Annotated in this window: 18 protein-coding genes; 14 read left to right on the top strand and 4 right to left on the bottom strand. The window is 59.9% G+C overall.

Going from position 1 to position 21,508, the window contains the following annotated elements; all coding sequences use genetic code 11:
- Window positions 1–102: 102 nt before the first annotated feature.
- The 3 genes from creD to JKL48_RS08570 all read right to left on the bottom strand — a co-directional run bounded on the left by creD (window position 103) and on the right by JKL48_RS08570 (window position 3,282).
- Complete coding sequence (gene creD, locus JKL48_RS08580) at window positions 103–1,581, bottom strand: cell envelope integrity protein CreD (RefSeq protein ID WP_201981407.1); 1,479 nt, start codon at window positions 1,579–1,581, stop codon at window positions 103–105.
- A gap of 193 nt (window positions 1,582–1,774) precedes the next feature.
- Window positions 1,775–2,590 (bottom strand): 3-methyl-2-oxobutanoate hydroxymethyltransferase, encoded by an 816-nt coding sequence (gene panB, locus JKL48_RS08575; RefSeq protein WP_201981404.1) that lies wholly within the window; start codon window positions 2,588–2,590, stop codon window positions 1,775–1,777.
- A gap of 356 nt (window positions 2,591–2,946) precedes the next feature.
- Entirely contained in the window at window positions 2,947–3,282 is a 336-nt protein-coding gene (locus JKL48_RS08570; protein ID WP_201981402.1) for an ANTAR domain-containing protein, read from the bottom strand.
- A 795-nt stretch (window positions 3,283–4,077) separates the two neighbouring features.
- Here JKL48_RS08570 and JKL48_RS08565 point away from each other — a divergent pair.
- Window positions 4,078–5,511 (top strand): TlpA family protein disulfide reductase, encoded by a 1,434-nt coding sequence (locus JKL48_RS08565; protein ID WP_201981399.1) that lies wholly within the window; start codon window positions 4,078–4,080, stop codon window positions 5,509–5,511.
- Between the two features lie 31 nt (window positions 5,512–5,542).
- Here JKL48_RS08565 and JKL48_RS08560 read toward each other — a convergent pair whose 3' ends face one another.
- Window positions 5,543–8,722, bottom strand: coding sequence for a putative LPS assembly protein LptD (locus JKL48_RS08560; RefSeq protein WP_201981397.1), 3,180 nt, complete (start codon window positions 8,720–8,722; stop codon window positions 5,543–5,545).
- A 182-nt stretch (window positions 8,723–8,904) separates the two neighbouring features.
- Here JKL48_RS08560 and JKL48_RS08555 point away from each other — a divergent pair, with 182 nt between their 5' ends.
- From JKL48_RS08555 to JKL48_RS08495, 13 genes are all read left to right on the top strand, one after another.
- A complete protein-coding gene (locus JKL48_RS08555) occupies window positions 8,905–9,648 on the top strand; it encodes an N-acetylmuramoyl-L-alanine amidase family protein (RefSeq protein ID WP_317191917.1) in 744 nt (247 codons plus the stop codon).
- A 128-nt stretch (window positions 9,649–9,776) separates the two neighbouring features.
- Window positions 9,777–10,784, top strand: coding sequence for an MlaD family protein (locus JKL48_RS08550; protein WP_201981394.1), 1,008 nt, complete (start codon window positions 9,777–9,779; stop codon window positions 10,782–10,784).
- A 210-nt stretch (window positions 10,785–10,994) separates the two neighbouring features.
- Window positions 10,995–12,623, top strand: a complete 1,629-nt coding sequence (locus JKL48_RS08545; RefSeq protein WP_201981391.1) for an acyl-CoA carboxylase subunit beta — start codon at window positions 10,995–10,997, stop codon at window positions 12,621–12,623.
- A gap of 73 nt (window positions 12,624–12,696) precedes the next feature.
- Window positions 12,697–13,665 (top strand): hypothetical protein, encoded by a 969-nt coding sequence (locus JKL48_RS08540; RefSeq protein WP_201981388.1) that lies wholly within the window; start codon window positions 12,697–12,699, stop codon window positions 13,663–13,665.
- Between the two features lie 109 nt (window positions 13,666–13,774).
- Complete coding sequence (locus tag JKL48_RS08535; protein ID WP_201981385.1) at window positions 13,775–14,071, top strand: HigA family addiction module antitoxin; 297 nt, start codon at window positions 13,775–13,777, stop codon at window positions 14,069–14,071.
- A gap of 177 nt (window positions 14,072–14,248) precedes the next feature.
- Window positions 14,249–14,554, top strand: a complete 306-nt coding sequence (locus tag JKL48_RS08530) for a hypothetical protein (RefSeq protein ID WP_201981382.1) — start codon at window positions 14,249–14,251, stop codon at window positions 14,552–14,554.
- A 300-nt stretch (window positions 14,555–14,854) separates the two neighbouring features.
- The gene (locus tag JKL48_RS08525; RefSeq protein WP_201981379.1) at window positions 14,855–15,412 is read left to right on the top strand and encodes a hypothetical protein; all 558 of its coding nucleotides are present in this window, start codon (window positions 14,855–14,857) and stop codon (window positions 15,410–15,412) included.
- A gap of 198 nt (window positions 15,413–15,610) precedes the next feature.
- Complete coding sequence (locus JKL48_RS08520; protein ID WP_201981376.1) at window positions 15,611–16,468, top strand: ABC transporter ATP-binding protein; 858 nt, start codon at window positions 15,611–15,613, stop codon at window positions 16,466–16,468.
- Window positions 16,452–17,243, top strand: coding sequence for a hypothetical protein (locus tag JKL48_RS08515; RefSeq protein WP_201981374.1), 792 nt, complete (start codon window positions 16,452–16,454; stop codon window positions 17,241–17,243). The genes JKL48_RS08520 and JKL48_RS08515 overlap by 17 nt, the downstream gene beginning before the upstream one ends.
- Before the next feature lie 15 nt (window positions 17,244–17,258).
- Window positions 17,259–17,666, top strand: a complete 408-nt coding sequence (locus JKL48_RS08510; protein WP_201981373.1) for a GntR family transcriptional regulator — start codon at window positions 17,259–17,261, stop codon at window positions 17,664–17,666.
- Window positions 17,663–18,388 (top strand): hypothetical protein, encoded by a 726-nt coding sequence (locus JKL48_RS08505; protein ID WP_201981372.1) that lies wholly within the window; start codon window positions 17,663–17,665, stop codon window positions 18,386–18,388. The genes JKL48_RS08510 and JKL48_RS08505 overlap by 4 nt, the downstream gene beginning before the upstream one ends.
- Window positions 18,389–18,579: 191 nt before the next feature.
- Window positions 18,580–20,307: a ubiquinone-dependent pyruvate dehydrogenase gene (poxB, locus tag JKL48_RS08500; RefSeq protein ID WP_201981371.1), complete on the top strand. Its 1,728-nt coding sequence runs from the start codon at window positions 18,580–18,582 to the stop codon at window positions 20,305–20,307.
- Between the two features lie 230 nt (window positions 20,308–20,537).
- Complete coding sequence (locus tag JKL48_RS08495) at window positions 20,538–21,371, top strand: transglutaminase-like domain-containing protein (RefSeq protein WP_201981370.1); 834 nt, start codon at window positions 20,538–20,540, stop codon at window positions 21,369–21,371.
- Window positions 21,372–21,508 lie beyond the last annotated feature (137 nt).

The raw sequence follows: 21,508 nt of genomic DNA, 5'->3' as shown, positions 1-21,508 counted from the left end.
CGGGGGCTTCCGCACGTCATCAGACCACACTCACCGGGCGCTCCGCTCTTGCTATTGTTGGGACGAAGATACGAAGCCGCGCGGAAGCGAAACCGAAGCGGCTTAGGCCGCTGCCGGCGCTTCGCCGGGCAGCTCCGGCGCGGGGTTGTACCAGTTCACGTTGCGCGAGAGGAACATGACCGCACCCAAAACCACCACCAGGCCCACACTGCCCACCAGCAGAGCGTAATCCTGCAGCTGAAGCAGGACGAAAATAAAGCCGTACACCAGCGTCAGCACGCCGGCCGTGACGAGCGTAAGGCGTGCGTGCCGGAAGCTGGCCGCCGCGTAGCCCGTCACCAGCCCCACAATGACCAGTGCCGACACGCCGTAGGCTGCATTGAAGGGCATTTGCTCGGCCAGCGCAAGCAGCAGCACGTAGAAAATGACCAGTGCCAACCCCACCAAGATGTACTGAAACGGGTGAAAACGGCGCCGCGTGAGCACTTCCACGAAGAAGAAAATGAGGAAAGTAAGCGTGAGCGGCAGCAGCGCATATTTGGCGGCGCGCATGGTTTTCTGGTACTCGTTCACCGGCACCAGCAGGCGCACGCCGAAGGTCGACTCGTCCACGGCGGGGCGGTCGGTGTCGGTGCGCCAGTGCTGGGGGAAGTTGCGGTTGAGGTGTAGCACCTGCCAGTCGGCCGTAAAATTCTGGCCGTTCAGCGTACGGCGCACGGGCAAAAACGCCCCAATGAAGCTGGGGTCGGCCCACGGAGCGCTGAGGTGCAGGGTGGTTTGGCGGCCAAGGGGCGCCAGCAGCAGGCCGGTGCTGCCGTTCAGGTCGAGGTCGAAGGAAAAAGTGTGGCGGCGCGCCAGGGCCGCCTCGTCGGGTAGGGGGATGGCCACGCTCAGGCCGTTGGTGGCGGCCCCGTTGTTCGCTTCGTTGTCGTCCTCGTGGTATTTGGAATAGCGGCGCCGCTCGTTCAGCACCGTGTTGAACTGCGTAGAAACGGTGGGCGCGCTGCCCGCGGGCAATACCGCGGCGTTGGGCACACCGGGCTCGAAGGGATGGTTGCGGCCGTCCCAGTTCAGCGCCAAACCATTGCGAATGCCTTTCATGTCGGAAATGCCCACGGCCACGAAGGCCTCGGACCAGCGCACATCGGCGGCTGGCACGCCCAGGTCGGCCAGCGGAGGCGCCTGAAACGCGCCCCGCACGTGCAGGCCCGCCCGGTACACCACGGCCTCGTAGATGCCGCGGTGCCGACGCTCGGGCGCCAGCGTGCCGGTGGTGGCCAGGGTGTCGGGCAGCAGGCTGAGGTAGCGCGTTTCCTCGCTTATTACCTTCTTCTCGCTTATCGAGCGGACCGTGTAGGGCAGCACCAGCACCGGCCCCAGCACCAGCTGCGACCCGCCCCACTGGCTGCTGATTTCGGCGGTGGCCGCGTCGCGGTTTTCAGCCCGCTCGGTTATCAGCCCTTCTACCATGCTCGACGGGATGAGCAGCAGCACCAGCAACACCGCAATGATGACGAGCTTAATGGTAATGGTCCAGCTGACCGAGGAATTCTGGCGGGCGGGGGCGGCGAAAGGATTCATGTTGTTTTGTGAAGTACTTTGATTTGCAAAGTTAACGTTGGGATTGGAATAATTGATATATGAGGATGGAAAATAAAAAGGCCGGGGCCGACGCGCAGCAATGCGCGTCGGCCCCGGCCTTTTTGTGGCGCTGGGCGTTGAGTCAAGGATGCTCCGGTCCGACCGCCCTAGGCGGTCGGACCGGAGCGGGCGACTAATAGCCTTCCTCCTTGCTGGGAAACTCGCGGCTTTTCACGTCGGCCACGTAGTGCTGTACGGCTTCGGTCATGATGTCGTGCAGCTCGGCGTAGCGGCGCAGGAAGCGGGGCTTAAATTCCTTGGTAATGCCCAACAGGTCGTGTACCACCAGCACTTGCCCGTCCACGTCGGGCCCGGCCCCAATGCCAATGACGGGAATGGTCAGCTCCTCGGCTACCTGCTTGGCCAGCGCGGCCGGAATTTTCTCCAGCACCAGCCCGAAGCAGCCGATTTCCTGGAGCAGGCGGGCGTCTTCGAGCAGCTTCTGGGCCTCCGCTTCTTCCTTGGCGCGCACCGTGTAGGTACCGAATTTGTAGATGGACTGGGGCGTGAGGCCGAGGTGGCCCATCACCGGAATGCCAGCCGTGAGAATGCGGATAATGCTGTCCTTCACCTCGGCGCCGCCTTCGAGCTTGACGCCGTGGCCGCCCGATTCCTTCATGATGCGAATGGCCGAGCGCAGGGCTTCGCTGGAATTGCCCTGGTAGGAGCCGAAGGGCATATCCACCACCACGAAGGCGCGCTTCACGGCGCGCACCACGCCCTGGGCGTGGTAAATAATCTGGTCGAGCGTGATGGGCAGGGTGGTTTCGTGGCCGGCCATGACGTTGGAGGCCGAGTCGCCGACGAGCAATACGTCGACGCCCGCGCCGTCCAGAATCTGGGCCATCGAGTAGTCGTAGGCCGTGAGCATGGAGATTTTTTCTCCCCGCTCCTTCATGGCGTGCATCTGGTGGGTGGTGACGAGCTTAACTTCCTTGTGCTGGGACATGAGGTGGGGCGGCGTGGGCTGGTGTTTTGGGGAAAAGACGCCGCTTGGGGCCGCAAAGCTGGCAACAATTTCGTTATCCGGCGCCGCCGGCTCAGCAAAAAGCCCCTGGCCGGGGCGCAGGGGCTAAAACGTTGGGGAGCTAAAGCACGCATTAGGGCAATTTTGGCATCAGGGTACATTCCGAAGCAACGGCAGTAGTAGCGCGAACGGTGTAGTTCGCGTACCCCGCGCCGTTAACCCGTGCCGTTAAGAAAGGGCAAACGGCGCGGCGACGCGAACTACACCGTTCGCGCTACTATACAACGACCCCGAAACTGCGCTAGTAAAGTAAGCCGCACCTGCATGCGCCCCAAAACCTACGCGTCGGGGGGCCTTGGGCCAATAAAAGCCGGCAACTCGAATTGCCGGGCCAATAGCTCGGGCAGCTCGGCGGGGTCGGTGGCCAGCACCACGGGCACAATGCCCTCGGTGGCCCGCAGGGCCGCTGCCAGGGCCACGCTATCGAGGGGGCCCTGAAGCGGGCCGCTGAGCACCACCACGTCGGGGTGCACCAGGCGCGCGGCTTTGAAGGCGGTTTCGCCGCGGGCTTCTACGGCTACCACTTCGTGGCCGGCATCGCGCAGGTAGCGCTCAAAATAAGCTTGTTGAGCGGGGGCAACCGCTAAAACGACACGCAGCAGGTAGGGAGTCATAACTCTGGGAAAGGAAGTATACCCCAAGAAACAAAACCCTACGGCCCAGCTGCTGGCAGAAGCGACCAATGCCACAGCTGGATGCCGCCAACGCCACCAAAAACCACTCGAACGACAACCGGAGAGGGCGCCAGGGCAGGCCAATGGGCGAGGGCTTGACGCCAGTACAGAGTAGTTCTGGACGTAGCGGAGAAGGAGTAAGGAGAGCCCATAAACCGCCCGCCGACGACCTGGTGGTGCGGGCAGTTTCTTCTCAAGCAGCACCGTGGCCGTAATTCTGGCTAGCGCGGTGTCGGGGTTGGTGTAGAGTAGCGCGAACGTTGTCGTTCGCGTCCCCGCGCCGCTAGCTCGTTCTGGCACGCGAACGACAACGTTCGCGCTACTGACCGCGCGGACACTGACTTCGAAACGGCTGTAATGCATTCGTCAGCAATGCCTTTGAGTTAATTCGCTTTCGATAATCTGCAAATGCATAAAGGGGATAATAGATGGTAAGAAATTTAATAAATATTAATATTTTTACTATTAATATTGAATACCGGTCATTTAAGCCCTTTTGCGGGCCTTGGTCGGACTGCCGCAGGCGGTCCGACCAAGGCCCGCCAGCACCGTCCGAACCAGCAAGCTGAGGGGCTTAGCGGCAACGAGTCGGACCGGGCAACGGCCGGTTTCAGCAGCACACTTCTATTTTATGCACCCTTTTTTCTGCTATCTTTCATGTTGCGCCCTTGGATAATCATTTTTGGGCTTTTTGCTGCAGCGGCTTCGCCCGCATGGGCTCAGCAGGAAGCAACTTTGAGTGGCCACCTGGCTGCTGGCACCACCGATTCCGTGCTGGTCACCTGGCGCGCCACCCCTTTTGATGAACATGAGCACATGGTGGGAGGACTGCCGTCCGCGAGCGGTGAGTTTCAGCTTCAGGTGCCGGTGCCGGCGGGCGGCATACTGCTGGCGCAACTGAGCGTGGGCGAGAGCGACACGCCGGTTTTTCTGGAGCCCGGCGATGCCCTGCGCGTGAAAATGCACGAGGGTAAAGAGGAGGCGGTATTCCGCTTTCAATCGGCCGATGGACCCGCCCACGCCGCGGCCGCTGCGGCCAACAACTATTTGGCTGAATTTAGCCGGCGCTTCATTAACGATTCTGAATTTCAGGCACTTCCCGAGAACATCCACCTGACGGAGCAGCCCTTTATGTCGTTTCTGGATTATCGCCAGAAGCAGGAACGGAAGTTTTTAGCGGGCGAGTTGACCAGCGACAAGGTGACGGCCGCCTTTTTGGCTTTCGCCGATGCCGAAATCCGCTACGCCACCGCCAACGACCACCTGACGTACCCGGAACTACGCACGGAGGTGGTGGGCAACGAAACCCTCCCCATTGCGGCCGACTTCTACGGATTCCTGCGCGACCCCGGCCTGTTGCCCGGCAATGTGCAAGCCGGCGCCAGCCCGCAGTACCAGGAGTTTATGCTCAACTACGTTCACTACCAAGCGCGGAAAGCCGGGCTGGGTATTGACAATGTGGGGTACTACCCGGCCTGCTACCAGGAAGCCGGCCACCTGCCACAGGGGGCAGGGCGCGCCGTGGTGCAGGGCATGGTGTTGCTCGAAACCATTCGAAACGGCTACCGGACCCACGCCGAAGCGCTGCTGGCTGATTATGCCACCAACGGCGGGGCCCCGGCCGCCTGGGTGCAGCAGCTGCGCGAGCAACTGGCCGCGCATCGCCAATATGCCGCCGGCAGCCCCGCGCCCTTGCTGCCCGATGGCCTGCTGTCAGCGCAGGGCGATACGGTGCTGCTGCGCAACTACGCAGGCAAGGTGGTGTACCTGCTGCTGTGGGACACGCAAAAGCCCGCCTGCCAGCGCGAAATTCCTTTCCTGAAAGCGCTGATTCGGGAATTTAGTGGCCAGCCCATCACTTTTTTGGTGTTGGCACTGAACGAGCAGGAGGACGCGTGGCGCAAACTGATGGCTAGTGCCCCGCCATTGCCGGGGGTGCAGGTGCTGGTGCCTTCCCTGGCCCGCCCAACGGTGCACGACACCTACAAGCTCGACGCCATGCCCACCGCCGTACTGTTGGCCGAAGACGGTAGCATTCTACAGTTCAGGGCCCGGCGGCCCAGCCACCAGCTGCTGCGCGACGATATCCGAGCGGCGTTTGGCCGGGCTGCAGCCTTTCGGGCGGTTAAGCTTCCCATAGCTCAGGGACAACTAACCAAGGCGGAGTAAACCTGGGCCACGCGGGGCTGGCCAACCAATGCTATTGGTACTGCGCCTGGCGGTTGCGGTTGAGTTTGAGGTCTTGGAGCAGGCTGCTCTTGGCCGCGATGGTGAAATTGTAGCCCTTGATGGTTCCGAACGGAATCCAGGTGCCGTTAATCTGCCAGCAGTGCAGGTCGCGGAAGAACGTGACGTTGGGGTAGGTCACGGTTTGGTGCGTGATGTCGTAGCCCAGGTTGTAGCTCAGGCGCAGGTTGGGCGTGAGCTTCACCGAGCCCGTGACGCCCACCGTGTGCAGGGCCAGCAGGGGCGGGCGGGCATCCTTGGGCGTGAGCGGTACCGAATTGGTGGTGTAGCCGGCGGCGTAGGTGAGGGCCAACTCCCACGGAATCTCAAAATCGACGTAGTCGGCGTAGTAGTTGGGCGGGCCCACGGTGCCCAGGGTGGGGTCGTTGGTGGGGGCCACGGCGCGCGGCACCACGCTTTTCTTTTTGCCCGAAGCGGGGTTGAAGGTGTAGGTGGTGCCGAAGCTGGCCGAGGCCAGGCGCAGCAGCCGGCGCGGGTCGGCTTCAAACAAATACTTGTTGATGGTGCGGCCCGTGGCGTCGCGCTGGTAGGGCTCGAAACTGGCGGTGGTGTTCAGGTTCAGCTTCTTGGCCACCTGGGTGCGGAAGTTTACGCCCAGCGGCGACAGGCGCAGCGAGTCGGCCGCGAAGTTGTAGCCCATGCTGAAATCGAGCCCGTCAATCAGGCTGGACTTGCGGAAGGGGTTGAGGCCGGTCGTATCCTGCGAGTCGCGGATTTTCATCTCCACCGAGTTTTGCAAGCTGAACGATACCTGGCTTTGCTTGCCCCCGCCGGGCGCCCCGTAGATGAAGCCGTTGTAGCTGTTGAAAGCGTAGCGGTTGAGGACGGCGCGCTCAATGTCGGTTCCGTTGGGCAGCACCTGACCAAACTGGTCGCGCAAGCCCCTTAGAATATTGGCGCCCTGCGGATACACGTCCTGATTTGCCAGGAAATTGGGCGAGTAGCTGTAGTTGACGCTCGGCGTCACCTTGTGCCGGATGGCCTGAATCTTGTGTGTGCCCTTGCGCACAATGGTGCCATAAAACGCGGTGTTCAGGCTCATAGCGGCCGAGTAGCTGCTGATGCTGTTGAGGCCGTAGGTGGTATCGATGCGCACGGCCTGGGCCACGGGGCTGTAGCTGTAGCTCAGCTTCTGGGCATAGAGCACGTTGCTGTACGACACCGAAGGGTTCAGCTTGAAATGCTGGGCCAGGGTGTAGGAACCCAAGCCAATACCGAACTGGTTCTGCACCCCGTTGCGGGAGTTTTTCAGCAGCCGGCCAATGTTGCCGAAACTTACCGGAATGCTAGTCGAGGTGGTGGTGCCGCCCAGCAGCGGCAGGCCGTTGGCAAGCGAGCGCGCCGCTACCACGTTGCTCACCTGATTGCTGGCCGTCAGGTTGTAGCTGATGGTGAACTGCTCGTAGGTGCTGGCGCCCAGCTTGCCGCCCGCGCCCGGCTTGACGCCGAACCACTGGTAGGGGTACTGCCGGGCCACGCCCACGCTGATGTCGGGCAGCGTGAACGTCATGGAGCCATCAGTCCCCTGGCTCTGGCTCAGGCGGATGTCGTAGTTGACGGGCGAGTTGCGAATCTGCTTGGAGTAGCTGATGCTGGAGCTGAACTGCGTGGACAGATAACGGCGGGCATCGAGGCTGTTGACCTTGTTGAAACTGCTGGTGCCGGCGTTCACGCTGGCCGAGAAGCGCCCGCCGCCGGGCTTGGGCACCGGCGTATGGCTCCAGGTAATCCAGAACGAGTTGGCCGAGGGCGGCTTGATGTAGACCGGGCTGGTGGTGAGGGCGTCGGTGGCCAGAATCTGGGCGCTGGGCCGCGTCGAGAAGCGCAGGTTGAAGTTGCCCTGGTAGGTGTAGCGCTTGAGGTAAGAAATGTCGGCCGTGGCGCCCCAGCCGCCAAAGGTCTGGGCGTTGCCGGCGTAAATATCCCCGGTGAGGCGAATGCCGATGTAGTCGTTCGGCGCAAAGTAGTAGCCGCCGTTGCTGAGGTAGTAGCCGCGGTCGGAGGCCTGCCCGAAGGTGGGAATCAGCAGGCCGGAGCCCCGGATTTTGTTGGGCATCGGGAAGAAGCCGAACAGGAAGCCCAGCGGCGTGGGCACGTCGCCAATGACAAGGTTGAACGGCCCGGTCACGACTTTCTCGCCCGGTATCACCTTCATTTTCTTGGCCTGAATGTAGAAGTGCGGGTGCGCCAGGTTGCAGGTGGTGTAGCGCCCCATCAGGCCGTTGATGTCGCCGTTGGGCAGGCGCTTGATAACCTGCGCGCCCACGTAGGCGTCGCCCTGGGCCGTCACGGCCTCGGTCACCTTGGCCTTTTTGCTCTTGAAGTTGTAGGCAATGGTGCCCGCCTGGTAGGTGGTGCCTTTATCTTTGAGAATGGGCTGGCCGATGACGCGGTTTTTCACCGAGTCCATTTTGCCCTCGGCCTGCATGGTGTTGGTGCCGTAGTTCACCGTGATGAGGGCCGCCTTCAGGTCGGTTTCGCCATACACCACGCTGGCCGCATTGTAGAGCCGGGCCACCTTCTTGGTCACGTCGAACTGAATGGAGTCCTTGGCCGTGTAGTTGATGGTGGTTTCAATCTGGCCCTTGGGCTTGGCCGCCACTTGCAACGAGTCGTTGGCGCGGCGCGTGGTATCCGAAAGCAGGCCCAGCGGGCGGGCGGGCCGGGGGCGGGCCAGGGTATCGGGCACGGGTTTGTGCGAGGCGCCGGGCACCCGCGACTGGCCGGCGTTGCGCACGCCGGGCGGGGGCGGGCCCACGGGGTCGCGCGGGTCGATGGAAATGTTGCGCACCGGCGGGGTAGGGGCGCTGCCGGGGCGCTGGCCGGGCTTGGCAACGGGCGTAGGCTTGCGCGGGGCCACGGTCACGGTGTCGCGCGAGGGCGTGGACGGCACCGCCAGAATAGCCTTGACCCGCGCCTTGCGGGCCTGGATTTTGGCCGCCCGCTTGGGTTTGGCCGGTTTAGGGCCGGGCTTGGCGGGCGTCACCGTTTGGGCGTGAACCGTTGCGGCCAGCACCAACAGCAGGCAGAAAGGCAGCAGCCCGCGCCGCCCCATGCCGGGCCGCAGCGGGGCCGGGCAATGCGGCCGGGACCGAAAAACGGCTTCAAAACGAAGGCCAAACCAAACAGGCAAAGTATAGTAGCGGTTAAATTCGTTTACTTTTGGGGCTTCTACAAAGGTAGCAGGTCGCTACCGCCCCTTCAACGAACAACGTGCGGATTATTGTCATCCTGGCCAGTGCCGCTTTGCTGCTGCTGGGCGCCGGCAGCGGCGAATGGAACGCGAAAGCCCAGACCACGCCCGACTCGACCCGAATAGTGCTCGATTCGGCGGGCTCAAACCCGGCTTCGCCTTACCGCTACCGCCTGCGCACGGTGGTGCTCGACGCCGGCCACGGCGGCAAGGACCGGGGCTGCGCCGGCGCCAGTGCCCGCGAGGCCGACGTGGCCCTGAGCCTGATTCTGGCCCTGGGCAAGCAGATTCAGGAAAACATGCCCGACGTGAAGGTGATTTACACCCGCAAAACCGACGTGTTTGTGGAACTCGACGAGCGCGCCGCCATTGCCAACCGCAACCACGCCGACCTGTTCATCTCCATCCATTGCAACGCCGGCCCCAGCCAAAGCCACGGCACCGAGGTCTGGACCATGGGCCTGCACAAAACCACCGCCAACCTGGGTGTGGCCCAGCGCGAAAACTCGGTGATTCTGCAGGAAAAGGACTACAAAACCCGCTACGACGGCTTCGACCCCCGCTCGCCCCAAAGCCACATCCTGTTCTCGCTGTTTCAGTCGGCCTACATCACCAACAGCCTGCGCTTTGCCCAGCGCGTGGACCGGCAGCTGCGCACCAGCGTGCAGCGCCCCAGCCGCGGCGTGAAGCAGGCCGGCTTTCTGGTGCTCTGGAAGTCGACCATGCCCTCGGTGCTCATCGAGTCGGGCTTCCTCACCAACCCCACCGAGGAACGGTACCTCAACGATAAAGCCAATCAATCGTATATGGCAGCGGGTATCTACCGCGCCTTCCGCGAATACAAGCGCGAGCTGGAAGGCGGCTAGGCAACGCACGATTAGCGGCTGAGAAAGCCCGAATGAAGGGAGTATCAGTCGTAACGCACCCCATTTGAGCCGCCGCCGCCGTTTCATCGTACGTTCACTCAATTACTGCATAACTCAACTACTCTCTCGTGTCTAAAGAAATAAAGGTGGGGCTTCTGGCCCTGGTAGCCATTGCCGCGCTCGTAATAGGCTATAATTTTTTGCGCGGCAGCAATGTGCTCTCCTCCGACCATACGTACTACGCCACCTACCCCAAAGTTGACGGACTGAACGTGGGCGCCCTGGTGGCCCTCAACGGCATTAAAGTGGGCCAGGTGAAGAGCATGGAGCTGCAGCCCGACAAAGGCAATTCCGTGCGCGTGGCCTTGGAGCTGCAGAAGGACATTGTGGTGGGCGACTCCACCACGGCCAGCCTCGGCGGCTCGCTGCTGGGCTCTAAGGGCATCACGCTCACGCTGGGAAAGAATTCGAAGAATTTCAGCGGCGGCGAAGAAATCCGGACCGTAACGCCTTCCGGCATTGCCGATGCCTTTCAGGCCAAGGCCCTGCCCGTGCTCGATACGGTGGGCGCCACCCTGGCCCACATCAATGGCTTCTTGAACAAGGACGCCCAAACCAACATCCAGGGCACGCTGCAAGGAGCCCGCGCCAGCACCGAGGCCCTGCAAAAGCTGATTGTGGCCAACCAGGCCAACGTGGCCCTCATCACCCGCAACCTGGCCCAGATGAGCACCGCCCTGAACAAGACCACCGGCAAGCTCGATAAAATCGCGGTGAACTTCGGCCAGCTGTCCGACTCGCTGAAAAGCGCGCCCGTAGGCCCGGCCCTGCGCCGCCTCAATTCCACTTTGGCCGATGCCCAAACCACCGTGCAAAGCCTCAACACGGCCCTTAGCGACCAAAAGGGTTCGATGGGCCGTCTGCTGCACGATTCTACGCTCTACAACAACCTGGCCGCTACCACCGCTAGCTCCAACGACCTATTGCTCGACCTCAAAGCCAATCCCAAGCGCTACGTGCACTTCTCGGTGTTTGGCGGTGGCAAGGACAAAAGCAAGGTAGAAACCACCAAAAAGCCCGACGGCAGCACAACCACCGAAGTAAAAAAAGTGGAAACGACTTCGATTGGCAAGTAATATAGGCCGTCATGTCGAGCGCAGCCGAGACATCTCGCCCGCTTCGTGGAATCGATTGGATTACTACTGCACGCGAGATGTCTCGGCTGCGCTCGACATGACGTTATGCTTTCAGCCTGCCTAACGTTCAAAACCAGCCGTACCTTTGAAATCCGCTTTCGGGCGGATTTTTTTGTGCCCATCCCACCAAATTCCCACCCCGCCTTTCTTATGAACGTCGAGTTCAACCGCAACGAAGACCAGCTCAAGCAACTCAGCTTCAACCTCACCCAAAAGCTCCAGAAAGTGGCCCTCGGCGGCGGCCCCAAGCGCATCGAAGCCCACAAGGCGAAGGGCAAGCTCACCGCCCGCGAGCGAATTGACTACCTGCTGGACAAAGGCTCGGCCCAGGTTGAAATTGGGGCTTTCGCGGGCGAAGGCATGTACAAGGAGGAGGGAGGCTGCCCCGGCGGCGGCGTAGTCGTCGTCATCGGCTACGTGGCCAGGCGGCAGTGCGTGGTGGTGGCCAACGACGCCACCGTGAAGGCCGGCGCGTGGTTCCCCATCACCGCCAAAAAGAACCTGCGGGCCCAGGAAATCAGCATCGAAAACAAGCTCCCCATCATCTACCTCGTCGATTCGGCCGGGGTATACCTGCCCATGCAGGATGAGATTTTTCCCGATAAGGAGCATTTCGGCCGCATTTTCCGCAACAATGCGGTGATGAGCAGCATGGGCATCGTGCAGATTTCGGCCATTATGGGGCCGTGCGTGGCGGGTGGGGCGTATTTGCCCATCATGTCCGACGAGGCCATGATTGTAAACGGCACAGGCTCGGTGTTTCTGGCCGGCTCCTACCTGGTGAAATCGGCCATCGGCGAGAGCATCGACAACGAGGCGCTGGGCGGCGCAAGCATGCACTCCGAAATTTCGGGCGTCACGGACTACAAGTTCGATACCGACGAGGAGTGCCTCACGCACATCCGCAACATCTTCGATAAGATGGGCGGGCAGGCCACGGCCGGGTTTAGCCGGGTGGCCCCGGCCAAACCCGCGCAGGACGAGCAGGAAATCTACGGCCTGCTGCCCTCGGACCGGGTGAAGCCCTACGACATGATGGACATCATCAACCGGCTGGTCGACAACTCGGAGTTTGAGCCCTACAAGGACCTGTACGGCCAGACGCTTATCTGCGGGCTGGCGCGCATCGATGGCTGGGCGGTGGGCATCGTGGCCAACCAGCGCAAAATCGTGAAGAGCAAGAAAACCGGCATGCAGATGGGCGGCGTCATCTACTCCGACTCGGCCGACAAGGCGGCGCGCTTCATCATGAACTGCAACCAGAAGCGCATTCCGCTGGTGTTTCTGCACGACGTGTCGGGCTTCATGGTGGGCAGCCAGAGCGAGCAGGGCGGCATCATCAAGGACGGCGCCAAGATGGTGAATGCCATGAGCAACTCGGTGGTGCCCAAATTCACGGTCATTGTGGGCAACAGCTACGGCGCCGGCAACTACGCCATGTGCGGCAAGGCCTACGACCCGCGCCTCATTGTGGCCTGGCCCACTGCCCAGCTGGCCGTAATGAGCGGCGCGGCGGCGGCCAATACCCTCCTGCAAATCCAGGTGGCCTCGCTCAAAGCCAAAGGCGAAGTCATCACCCCCGAAGCCGAAAAGGAGTTGCTCGACCGCATCAAGGCCCGCTACGAGGAGCAGCTCTCGCCCTACTATGCCGCCGCCCGCCTCTGGGTCGATGCCGTAATTGACCCGCTGGAAACCCGTAAAGTCATTTCCGAAGGCATTGCCGCCGCCAACCACGCGCCGATTGAGAAGGCCTACAACGTCGGGGTGATTCAGGTGTGAGGTTGCTCTGTTTTATTTATGTTCCTAAATTGAGCAAGCATTCAGTCTTCTAAACTAAAATCAAATATCACTTATGCATACACATCAAAATCCAAGCATTATTGACTTACTCAATCAAAACGATACTGATTCTATTGGCAGATTGTTTTTGAAAGAGGCATATATATTTATTTGCCGTAAAGAGTTTGGGAAGGCATACGAATTCCTTTTGAAGGGCATTGATTTAACCACTTGTCAATGCGAACAAAAGGAATGGATTATTAATGCAGATATCGAAAACGTCTTCGATGAGATTTATGAGAAAAAATGTGTTCCAAGTGAGTATTATTTTTGTAAAGCTTTTGTTTTTAGCTATAGTAATAATAGGGATTTATTGCACATATCAAATTATTGTATTGATAAGTACATGTTGACTAATAATAATTATTATGGTAACCTTATAAAAGGAATAATTGCTTTGCAACTTGATAATCATGCTCCTAAAATAGCTGCTAAATCGGCTATTAAGTATTTTAATACAGCCAAAAATTTGGGTGGCGGAAATAAGGTTCTATATTTTGTAGGCAAACTTAAAGAAGAAAAGCTTTCTTTGGATGGAATTGAAGATATATACAAAAGCTTCTTGTCTAATGTGAGCAGCACGTGTTGTGGTGCTTTACTTCAAAATACATGTTTCAGGAAAAGTATTAAGTTTGATTTGACACATATACAAAATCGTAATTTGCTTGTGCGGGCTTTTAATAATTTTAGAAACATAAATACTTTTGAAGCACTTTTGAAGAAGCAATTAGCAGCAATAGACAAAGATGTGTTCAATGATTTTGTAGATATTCTTGCCCAAAATTATTTTATGTTTATAAATCAGCCAGTTGAAATATTTGAAGAAAATAACAATGATACTGGCAAGTATTCACAAGCGTATTATGATGAGTATGGTGACTATCAAGATTGGGGCGATGTGGTATATAGCACGTTTGACAATAATCCATGGCGTGACTTGTCAGATGAAGAGGCAGAAACAGCGTATTGGAATACTGATTAATGACTTTACTGAAGACGCATCGATAATAGCATCACGTATCTTGCTTCACTGGCGCGGGTTTAAATGCGAAGTATGCTAATAGAGCGCCGAGCAAGCCACTAAATCGATTATGGACCGTCTCCCCAACATTCACCCCGGCGAAATCCTGCAAGCGGAATTTCTCAACGAATTCCGCATCAGCGCCTACCGGCTGGCGCAGGACTTGCGCATTCCCCAAACCCGCTTAGCGGCCATCCTGAAAGGTAAGCGCCGCATCACGGCGGATACTGCCTTGCGGTTGGGGCGCTACTTCGGCAACTCGCCCAAGTTCTGGCTGGGCTTGCAGAATGACTATGACTTGGAAGAAGAGCAAATCAACCACGTTGCTGACTTGGAAGTAGTTCACCCTTTCAGAGAAGCCACTTAGCCAGCCGATTTTTTTGCCACCCGTTTTCAACCCACGAAAACCCACTACCTCCCAGCCGCCTGCAACGGCGCACGCAAAGCCGCCGCCTTCACCCCGCTGCCCGGCTTGCCGCGAGCCCCGATTGGTTGGCAACGAAACCAGTAGCTATTTTTGCCTGCTATCAGTCTCGCAACGATAATGGCCAAGAATCCTGCTGCACATAAGTTCCAACTCGTTCATATTCAATCGCCCGGCACGGGCGCCGATTCGCTCTCCAAGGCCCAGAAGGAATTTAACCGCCTCACCAAACGAATTGCCCGGCTGGAAAAAGAAGTGGCCGATTTCCGCGAAGCGGCCACCCAACTGCGGCAGCGGGTGCAACACGAGTACCGCCCCCTGCAAGCCCGGCACAACGATGGCCGCGCCGCGCTGGTGCGGCAGCTCGACCAGACGTTTGACGCCTACAAGCTCACCAAGGCGAAAAAAATAAAATTTCCAGTTTAATTGGTCAGTGCGCCGACCTGCTCGACCGCGGCCACGCCGACCTGCGGCCCATCATCGACAAGCACGCGCCGCCCTTCACGGAGGAAGAGGAGCGGGAAGCCGACAAAGCCACGGCGGAGCTGATGAAAAAGTTATTTACGATGCAGTACGGCATTGCAGTACGGCATTGAATTCGACCCCGAGGTGGACGTTAGCACCCAGGAGAAATTCAAGGCTTACGTCGACCAGAAGTTTGCCGAGCAGGACGCCGAGCACGAAAAGCAGGAAGCCTAGGCCGCCGAGCGCCGGGCCAGGCGCAAAATGAGCCCCAGGCAGCAGGCGGCCGAAGAAAAAAAGCAGGCCGAGGAGAAAAATACCACCAAAGCCGTGCGCACGCTTTACGTGGACTTGGTGAAGGCATTGCACCCCGACCGCGAGCCCGACGAGGCCGAAAAAAACCGCAAAACCGAACTGCTCAAGCAAGTCACCACCGCCTACGAGGCCAATGAGCTGCTGACCCTCCTGCGCCTGCAGCTGGAGCTACAGCGCATCGACCAAAGCCACCTCGAAAACCTGGCCGAAAGCCAGTTGAAATACTACAACAAGCTGCTGAAAGAGCAGGCCCGCGAGCTGGACGAAACCCTCTACCACGAGCAGGCCGACCTGTTACAGTTCACCGGCAAGCCTTACTACCACACGCCCACGCCCGCCGCCATGGAAGCGGACTATCAGATGCAAAAGCTGGGCTTGGAGCAGAGAATCAAGCAGCTGGAGGCTGAGATACTGGCTTTCGGACACGACCCGGCGGCGCTGAAAATGTTTCTGAAAACCTACAAGCTGCCTAAGGCCGGCTGTGGGCCGTATAGCGTGCGGTTTTAAGGGTAGAAAGTAGGAGCTTTCGGGTTGAGCTCCATCTTCTTCGATAGCCCGTGCCCGCGTATAGCACCCGGAAAAGCCGCTTTTATCAGCGGCTTTTTTGCGTCCGAAAGATATATTTCTGGATTGTCATTGCGCCACCAACAACCTTGCTTATGTTTGTAGTGTACTAGTTAAGTAATACACTAAAACAGACAGCGCATGGTTCGCATTCGTAACCTCCACTTCGGGTATGCCCGCAGGCATCCGCTCTTCCAAAACCTCAACCTCTCGCTGGACCGGGGCCACATCTACGGCCTGCTGGGCAAGAACGGGGCGGGCAAGACCACGCTGCTCAAGAACATTGTGGGGCTGGCTTTCCCCTGGGCCGGCACTTGCCTGATTGACGAGCAGCCGGCTGCCGCCCGCCGGCCCCAGGTGCTGGAAGACCTGTTTTTCCTGCCCGAAGAAGTGTATGCGCCGGCCCTCACGGCCGAGCAGTTTGTGGCGCACACGGCCGGCTTCTATCCGCGCTTCAGCACCGAGCAACTGTATGAGTACCTGCAGGAGCTAGAGGTGCCGCGGGGTGCCAAGCTGAACAAGTTTTCGCACGGCCAGCAGAAGAAGTTCATGATTGCCTTCGCGCTGGCCGCCAACACCGGCCTGCTGGTGCTCGACGAGCCCACCAACGGGCTGGACATTCCGAGCAAGGTGCAGTTTCGCAAAATCCTAGCGTCGGCCCTGAGCGAGGAGCGCTGCATGGTGATTTCGACCCACCAGGTGCGCGACCTCGAAAGCCTGATTGATACCGTGGTGGTGGTGCACAACCGCGAAATCGTGCTCAACGAGGAAATCGACCAGCTGGCCGAGCGGCTCACTTTCGCCACGGGGGCGGCGGCCGAGGCGCCGGGTGCCTTTCACATGGGCTCGTCGGTGCGCGGGCCGGTGGCCATTCGGCCCAACGAAACCGGTGCCTACAGCCGCGTCGATTTGGAGCTGCTTTTCAATGCCCTCACCGACGCCGATGCCGCTTCTCTGTATTCCTACTTAAACCAGCCCAGCCATGCGTCCGTCCAGTAACCAAACTTTCAGCTTTCCGCGTTTTGCGCGCTTGTTTGGCCGGCACACGGCCGAGCACCTGCCCGCCTACCTCATGATGGCCGCCGTGGGCCTGGGCCTCATGTTTGTGGTGCTGGGCTTTCTCACCTACCTGCAAAAAAGTGCCCCCAGCACCACCGCGCAGGGTATTTTCTTCACGCTGTTTCTGCTGGCCGGCGGAATAGTTTTCGCCAGCACGGTTTTCGCGCAGTTTGGCGAGCGCCGGCGGGCCTCGGTGGCCTTGTTGCTGCCCGCTTCGCACTTCGAGAAATGGTTGGTTGCGTGGCTCTACTCGCTGCCGATTTTTTTGCTGGCGTTCACGCCGCTGTTTTACCTGGCCGATGCGGCGGTGGTGTACGCCGGGGTGGGGCCGGGGCAAGCGCCCGAGGTGGTGAACATTTTCGCCGCTTCGGCCCGCCAGGAAATGGGGGCTGTGCTTTGGTTCCTGACGCTGCTGAACGGCGTGGGCCTGTGGGGCGCCATCTACTTTGAGAAAGCGCACTTTATCAAAACCGCGTTCGCCGTGCTGCTGCTGATGGGCGTGCTATCAGTCCTCAATTTTCAAGTGATGAAGCACTTGGTTCCGGGGCTAAGGCCGATGCCGCCGTTCACCTCGCCCACGCTGTTTGAGGGGCAACAGGCCACGCAACTGGGCCTGCCCGATGGCCAGATGAACTGGCTGGGCTGGGTGCCGCTGCTGCTGGCCGGGCTGCTGTGGGTGGCCTCGTACTTCCGGGTGGCGGAAAAGCAGCTTTAATCTTCCTCAATCCCTATGGAATTCCGCGACAACGAAGCCATTTACCTGCAAATAGCCGGGTACGTGAGCGAGAAAATCCTGCGCCAGCAGTGGCCGCCCGACGACAAAATCCCGTCCGTCCGCGACCTGGCCAGCGAACTACAAGTGAACCCCAACACGGTGATGCGGACCTACGAATTTCTGCAAAACCAGGGCGTGGTGTACAATAAGCGCGGCATCGGCTTCTTCGTGGCACCCGATGCCGGCCAGAAGGTGAAGCAGATGCGCCGGGCGCGCTTTCTGCAGCAGGAGCTGCCGGAGGTGTTCAAAACCATTTTCCTGCTCGATATCAGCCTAGAAGAGTTGGAGCAGCGCTACACCCAGTTCAAGGCCGAGCAATTGGCAAGTCTTCCCATTTCCACCGAAATCCCAAATGGACAATGAAAACCAGTAATAAATGGCTGCTGGCGGCGCTGCTGCTGCTGCTGGGCTCGCTCACGGCCTATAACATGGGCCTGCGCGCCGAGTACCGCAAAGGCGCCTACAAGGACCCGAGCTACAATACCGTGGCCCTCAACTTCAAGGATTTCACGGAAATCGACCTGCAGGCGGCCAACATAGTGGGCCTGAAAGTGGTGTCGGGCCCCTACAGCATGCGCCTGAACAAGGCCGCCGAAAAGTATGTGAAGGTGACCCAGCAGGGCCGGCGGCTGACCATTGCGGTGGCCTTCCCCGACGGGCGCCAGCCCATGGGCGGCCGCCAGACCATGACCATCAGCCTGCCGCAGCTCACGCAACTTACGGCCACCGGCACCTACCTGCTGAATGGCAAAACCGTGACCGAAAAGCACCCCGAAGGTCAAACCCTGCGCATTGAAGGCTTTCATCAGGACAGCCTGCTTGTGCGCCAGGACCACGGCACGCAGGTAGAGCTGGCGCGCAACCAGCTGGGCTTTTTGCGGGCCGAGGCCGGCCACAGCCCCGGCAGCCGCCCGACGCTGCACATCGAAAACAGCAACCGCATTGCGTCGGCCCAACTGAGCGTGCAAAACGAAGGCCAGCTGAAGCTGGACGCCGGTGGCATTGCCAGCCTGCGCACCCAGTTTGGCGATAGCACCAAAGCCCTCCTCACAGGCGCCGGGCTGAGCAGCCTGGGCCAACATTAAGCACGAAGCTTTTCTCATCTTTTTCTGCATCAAAAGGCCGGCAGTGGGCGAATCTATGGATTCGTTACTGCCGGCCTTTTTGGGCTTTGGCCCATCCTAGACTACCGCTTTTGGACGATTCGCAAATTGGTTAATTCTGGCAGCGCCGAACCCAGATTCTGCGTACACGAAGTGGAAAAGCCCAATTCATCATGCCCAAAAAATCCGTAGCCGAAATCATTGTTGATACCCTTGTAGCCGCCGGTGTGAAGCGCGTGTTCGGGGTGGTGGGCGACTCCCTCAACGGCATCACCGACAACATTCGCACCCGCCACGACATCGAATTCATTGCGGTGCGGCACGAGGAGGGTGGGGCCTTCGCCGCCGGCGCTGAGGCCCACCTCATCGGCGATTTGGCCGTGTGCGCCGGTTCCTGTGGGCCGGGCAATACTCACCTCATCAACGGCTTGTTCGACTGCCACCGCAGCCGCGTGCCCGTGCTGGCCCTCGCCGCCCAAATTCCAAATGTGGAAATCGGCACGGGCTATTTCCAGGAAACCCACCCCGAGCGCCTGTTCAAAGAATGCAGCCACTATTGCGAGCTGATTTCGGTGCCCGAGCAGGCCGTGCGCACCATTGAGAGTGCCGTGGCTGCCGCGCTGGGCCAGCGCGGCGTGGCTGTGGTGGTGCTGCCCGGCGACGTGGCATACCTCGAAACCGAAGCTCCCGAGGTGCTGCTGCCTACGCACGGCCGCCGCAGCGCCCTGCGGCCATCGGAAGCCGATATCCGGCAAGCGGCTGAGCTGCTGAACGCGGGCGAAAAGGTGACCATTCTGGCCGGCATTGGCTGTGCTGGTGCGCTCGATGAGCTGGTGCACACCGCTGCTGCGCTGCAAGCCCCCGTGGTGCACGCGCTGCGCGGCAAGGAGCACGTGGAGCCCGGCAACCCCTACGACGTGGGCCTCACCGGCTTGCTGGGCATGCCCGCCGCCTACCATGCCCTTATGGACGCCGACACCGTTCTGATGCTGGGTACCGACTTCCCGTACCGCCAGTTCTACCCCGAAAATGCCCGCGTGGTGCAGGTCGATATCCGGCCCGAAAACATCGGCCGGCGCACCCGCGTCGAAATCGGCCTGGCCGGCGACGTGGCCGAAACCCTGCGCCAGCTGCTGCCCCACCTCACGCCGCGCACCGACCGCGCCCACCTCGAAGAAGCCCAGCAGCGCCACCGCGACGACGACGCCCACCTCGCCGAGCTGGCCACCGGCGAGGCCGGCGATACCAGCCTGCACCCCCAGCACGTAGCGCGCCTGCTGGATGAAATAGCCGCCGAAAACGCCATTTTCACCTGCGACGTGGGCACGCCCACCATCTGGGCTGCGCGCTACCTGCGCATGAATGGGAAGCGCCGGCTTATCGGCTCGTTCGTGCACGGCAGCATGGCCAATGCCATGTCGCAGGCCTACGGTGCGGCCCTGGCAGAGCCCGGTCGGCAGGTCATCGCCATGTGCGGCGACGGTGGCCTGGCCATGCTGCTGAGCGAATTGCTGACCATTCGGCAGCATAAAATTCCCGTCAAAATTATCGTTTTCAACAACTCGGCGCTCAGCTTCGTGGAGCTGGAAATGAAGGCCGCCGGCATCATCGAATACGGCACCGAGCTGGACAACCCCGACTTTGGTGCGCTGGCCACCGCGGCTGGCCTCAAAGGTTTCCGCGTGCGCGACCCCGCCAACCTGGAAGGCGTGCTGCGCGAAGCCCTGGCCCACGACGGCCCCGTGCTGGTGGACGCCGTGGTGAAGCGGCAGGAACTGAGCATGCCGCCCAGCATCGAGCTGAAGCAGGCGCAGGGCTTTGGGCTTTATGCGTTGAAAGCGTTGATGAACGGCAAGGGCAGCGAGCTGGTGGAACTGGCCAAAACGAACTTGTTCCGGTAGGCCGCAACGTCGAACAAAAAGAACGTCATGCCGAGCGCAGCCGAGGCATCTCGCGTGCAGCAGTAATTCAATCGTTGTTGATTAGTGGTGGCACGCGAGATGCCTCGGCTGCGCTCGGCATGACGTTCTTGTATGTAATACCACCCAACGTACCCCACTACGAAACCCAAAAGGCCCTGCCGCGTGTTAAATTCGGCCCCGCAACCCTAGCGGCGGCCGTTTCGCATCCAATGACCAACAAAGAAATAAAAGCCCTCATCTCGCTGCTCGATGACCCCGAAATCGCGCCCCAGATTCAGGACAAAATCCAGAACCTGGGCGAAAGCATTATTCCGTTTTTGGAGGAGTCGTGGGAGGAAACCCTCGATGGCCAGCAGCAGCAGCGGCTCGAGGATTTAATTCACCACCTGCAATTTGAGGGGCTGCAGCAGCGTCTTAAAGTGTGGCGCGAAGCCGGCGCTGCCGACCTGCTCGAAGGTATGTGGCTGCTGAATACGTATCAATATCCCGATGCCGACTACCAGGCCCTGAACCGCGCCATCGAGCAGCTCCGCTTCGAGGCCTGGACGGCCCTGCGCCCCGAAATGCACCCCGCCGACCAGGTTCAGACCCTGAACTACATCATGTTTCGGGTGCACAAGTTCGCGGCCAACACCCAGCATTTTCACTCGCCGGCCAATTCCATGCTGCAGCGCGTGATTGAAACCAAGCGCGGCAACCCGCTCACGCTCTGCGTGATTTACCTGCTGGTGGCGCAGCGGCTCAATCTGCCGGTCTTCGGCGTGAATCTGCCCAACCTCTTTGTGCTCACTTTCCGCCCCGAGCTAAAAGGGGCCGAGCCATTTTACATCAATTGCTATAACCGCGGCCTGGTGCTTTCGCGCACCGATATCGAGCATTACGTCAGCCAGCTCAACATCTCCTCCAACCCGATGTTCTACGAGCCCTGCTCGAACCTCGACATCGTCCGTCGTGCCTTGCGCAACCTGCAAATGAGCTTCGAAAAGCTGCAGGAGCCCATGAAAGCGGCGGAAGTAGCGGTGCTGCTGAGCATTCTGGAGTAAGGAACAAGACAAAACCCGAACGTCCTGCTGAGCGCCGTCGGAGGGATTTTTTCCGGGGGGGGATCCTGGCTGAAGGAGGGAAGGGGGGGGAAAGTTTCGGGGGGGCCCGGGGGGGGGTCCTTCCTGGAATGGGCGGA

The sequence above is a fragment of the Hymenobacter rubidus genome, assembly GCF_016734815.1.
GTDB lineage: Bacteria > Bacteroidota > Bacteroidia > Cytophagales > Hymenobacteraceae > Hymenobacter > Hymenobacter rubidus.
The sequence above is the reverse complement of the archived record's forward strand: the minus strand, read 5'-3'. Positions and strand labels throughout refer to the sequence as shown.

Coding starts and splice junctions, on each gene's coding strand:
- creD (WP_201981407.1), bottom strand. CDS start 1,581: ATGAATCCTTTCGCCGCCCCCGCCCGCCAGAATTCCTCGGTCAGCTGG.
- panB (WP_201981404.1), bottom strand. CDS start 2,590: ATGTCCCAGCACAAGGAAGTTAAGCTCGTCACCACCCACCAGATGCAC.
- JKL48_RS08570 (WP_201981402.1), bottom strand. CDS start 3,282: ATGACTCCCTACCTGCTGCGTGTCGTTTTAGCGGTTGCCCCCGCTCAA.
- JKL48_RS08545 (WP_201981391.1), top strand. CDS start 10,995: ATGAACGTCGAGTTCAACCGCAACGAAGACCAGCTCAAGCAACTCAGC.
- JKL48_RS08540 (WP_201981388.1), top strand. CDS start 12,697: ATGCATACACATCAAAATCCAAGCATTATTGACTTACTCAATCAAAAC.
- JKL48_RS08535 (WP_201981385.1), top strand. CDS start 13,775: ATGGACCGTCTCCCCAACATTCACCCCGGCGAAATCCTGCAAGCGGAA.
- JKL48_RS08530 (WP_201981382.1), top strand. CDS start 14,249: ATGGCCAAGAATCCTGCTGCACATAAGTTCCAACTCGTTCATATTCAA.
- JKL48_RS08525 (WP_201981379.1), top strand. CDS start 14,855: ATGAGCCCCAGGCAGCAGGCGGCCGAAGAAAAAAAGCAGGCCGAGGAG.
- JKL48_RS08520 (WP_201981376.1), top strand. CDS start 15,611: ATGGTTCGCATTCGTAACCTCCACTTCGGGTATGCCCGCAGGCATCCG.
- JKL48_RS08515 (WP_201981374.1), top strand. CDS start 16,452: ATGCGTCCGTCCAGTAACCAAACTTTCAGCTTTCCGCGTTTTGCGCGC.
- JKL48_RS08510 (WP_201981373.1), top strand. CDS start 17,259: ATGGAATTCCGCGACAACGAAGCCATTTACCTGCAAATAGCCGGGTAC.
- JKL48_RS08505 (WP_201981372.1), top strand. CDS start 17,663: ATGAAAACCAGTAATAAATGGCTGCTGGCGGCGCTGCTGCTGCTGCTG.
- poxB (WP_201981371.1), top strand. CDS start 18,580: ATGCCCAAAAAATCCGTAGCCGAAATCATTGTTGATACCCTTGTAGCC.
- JKL48_RS08495 (WP_201981370.1), top strand. CDS start 20,538: ATGACCAACAAAGAAATAAAAGCCCTCATCTCGCTGCTCGATGACCCC.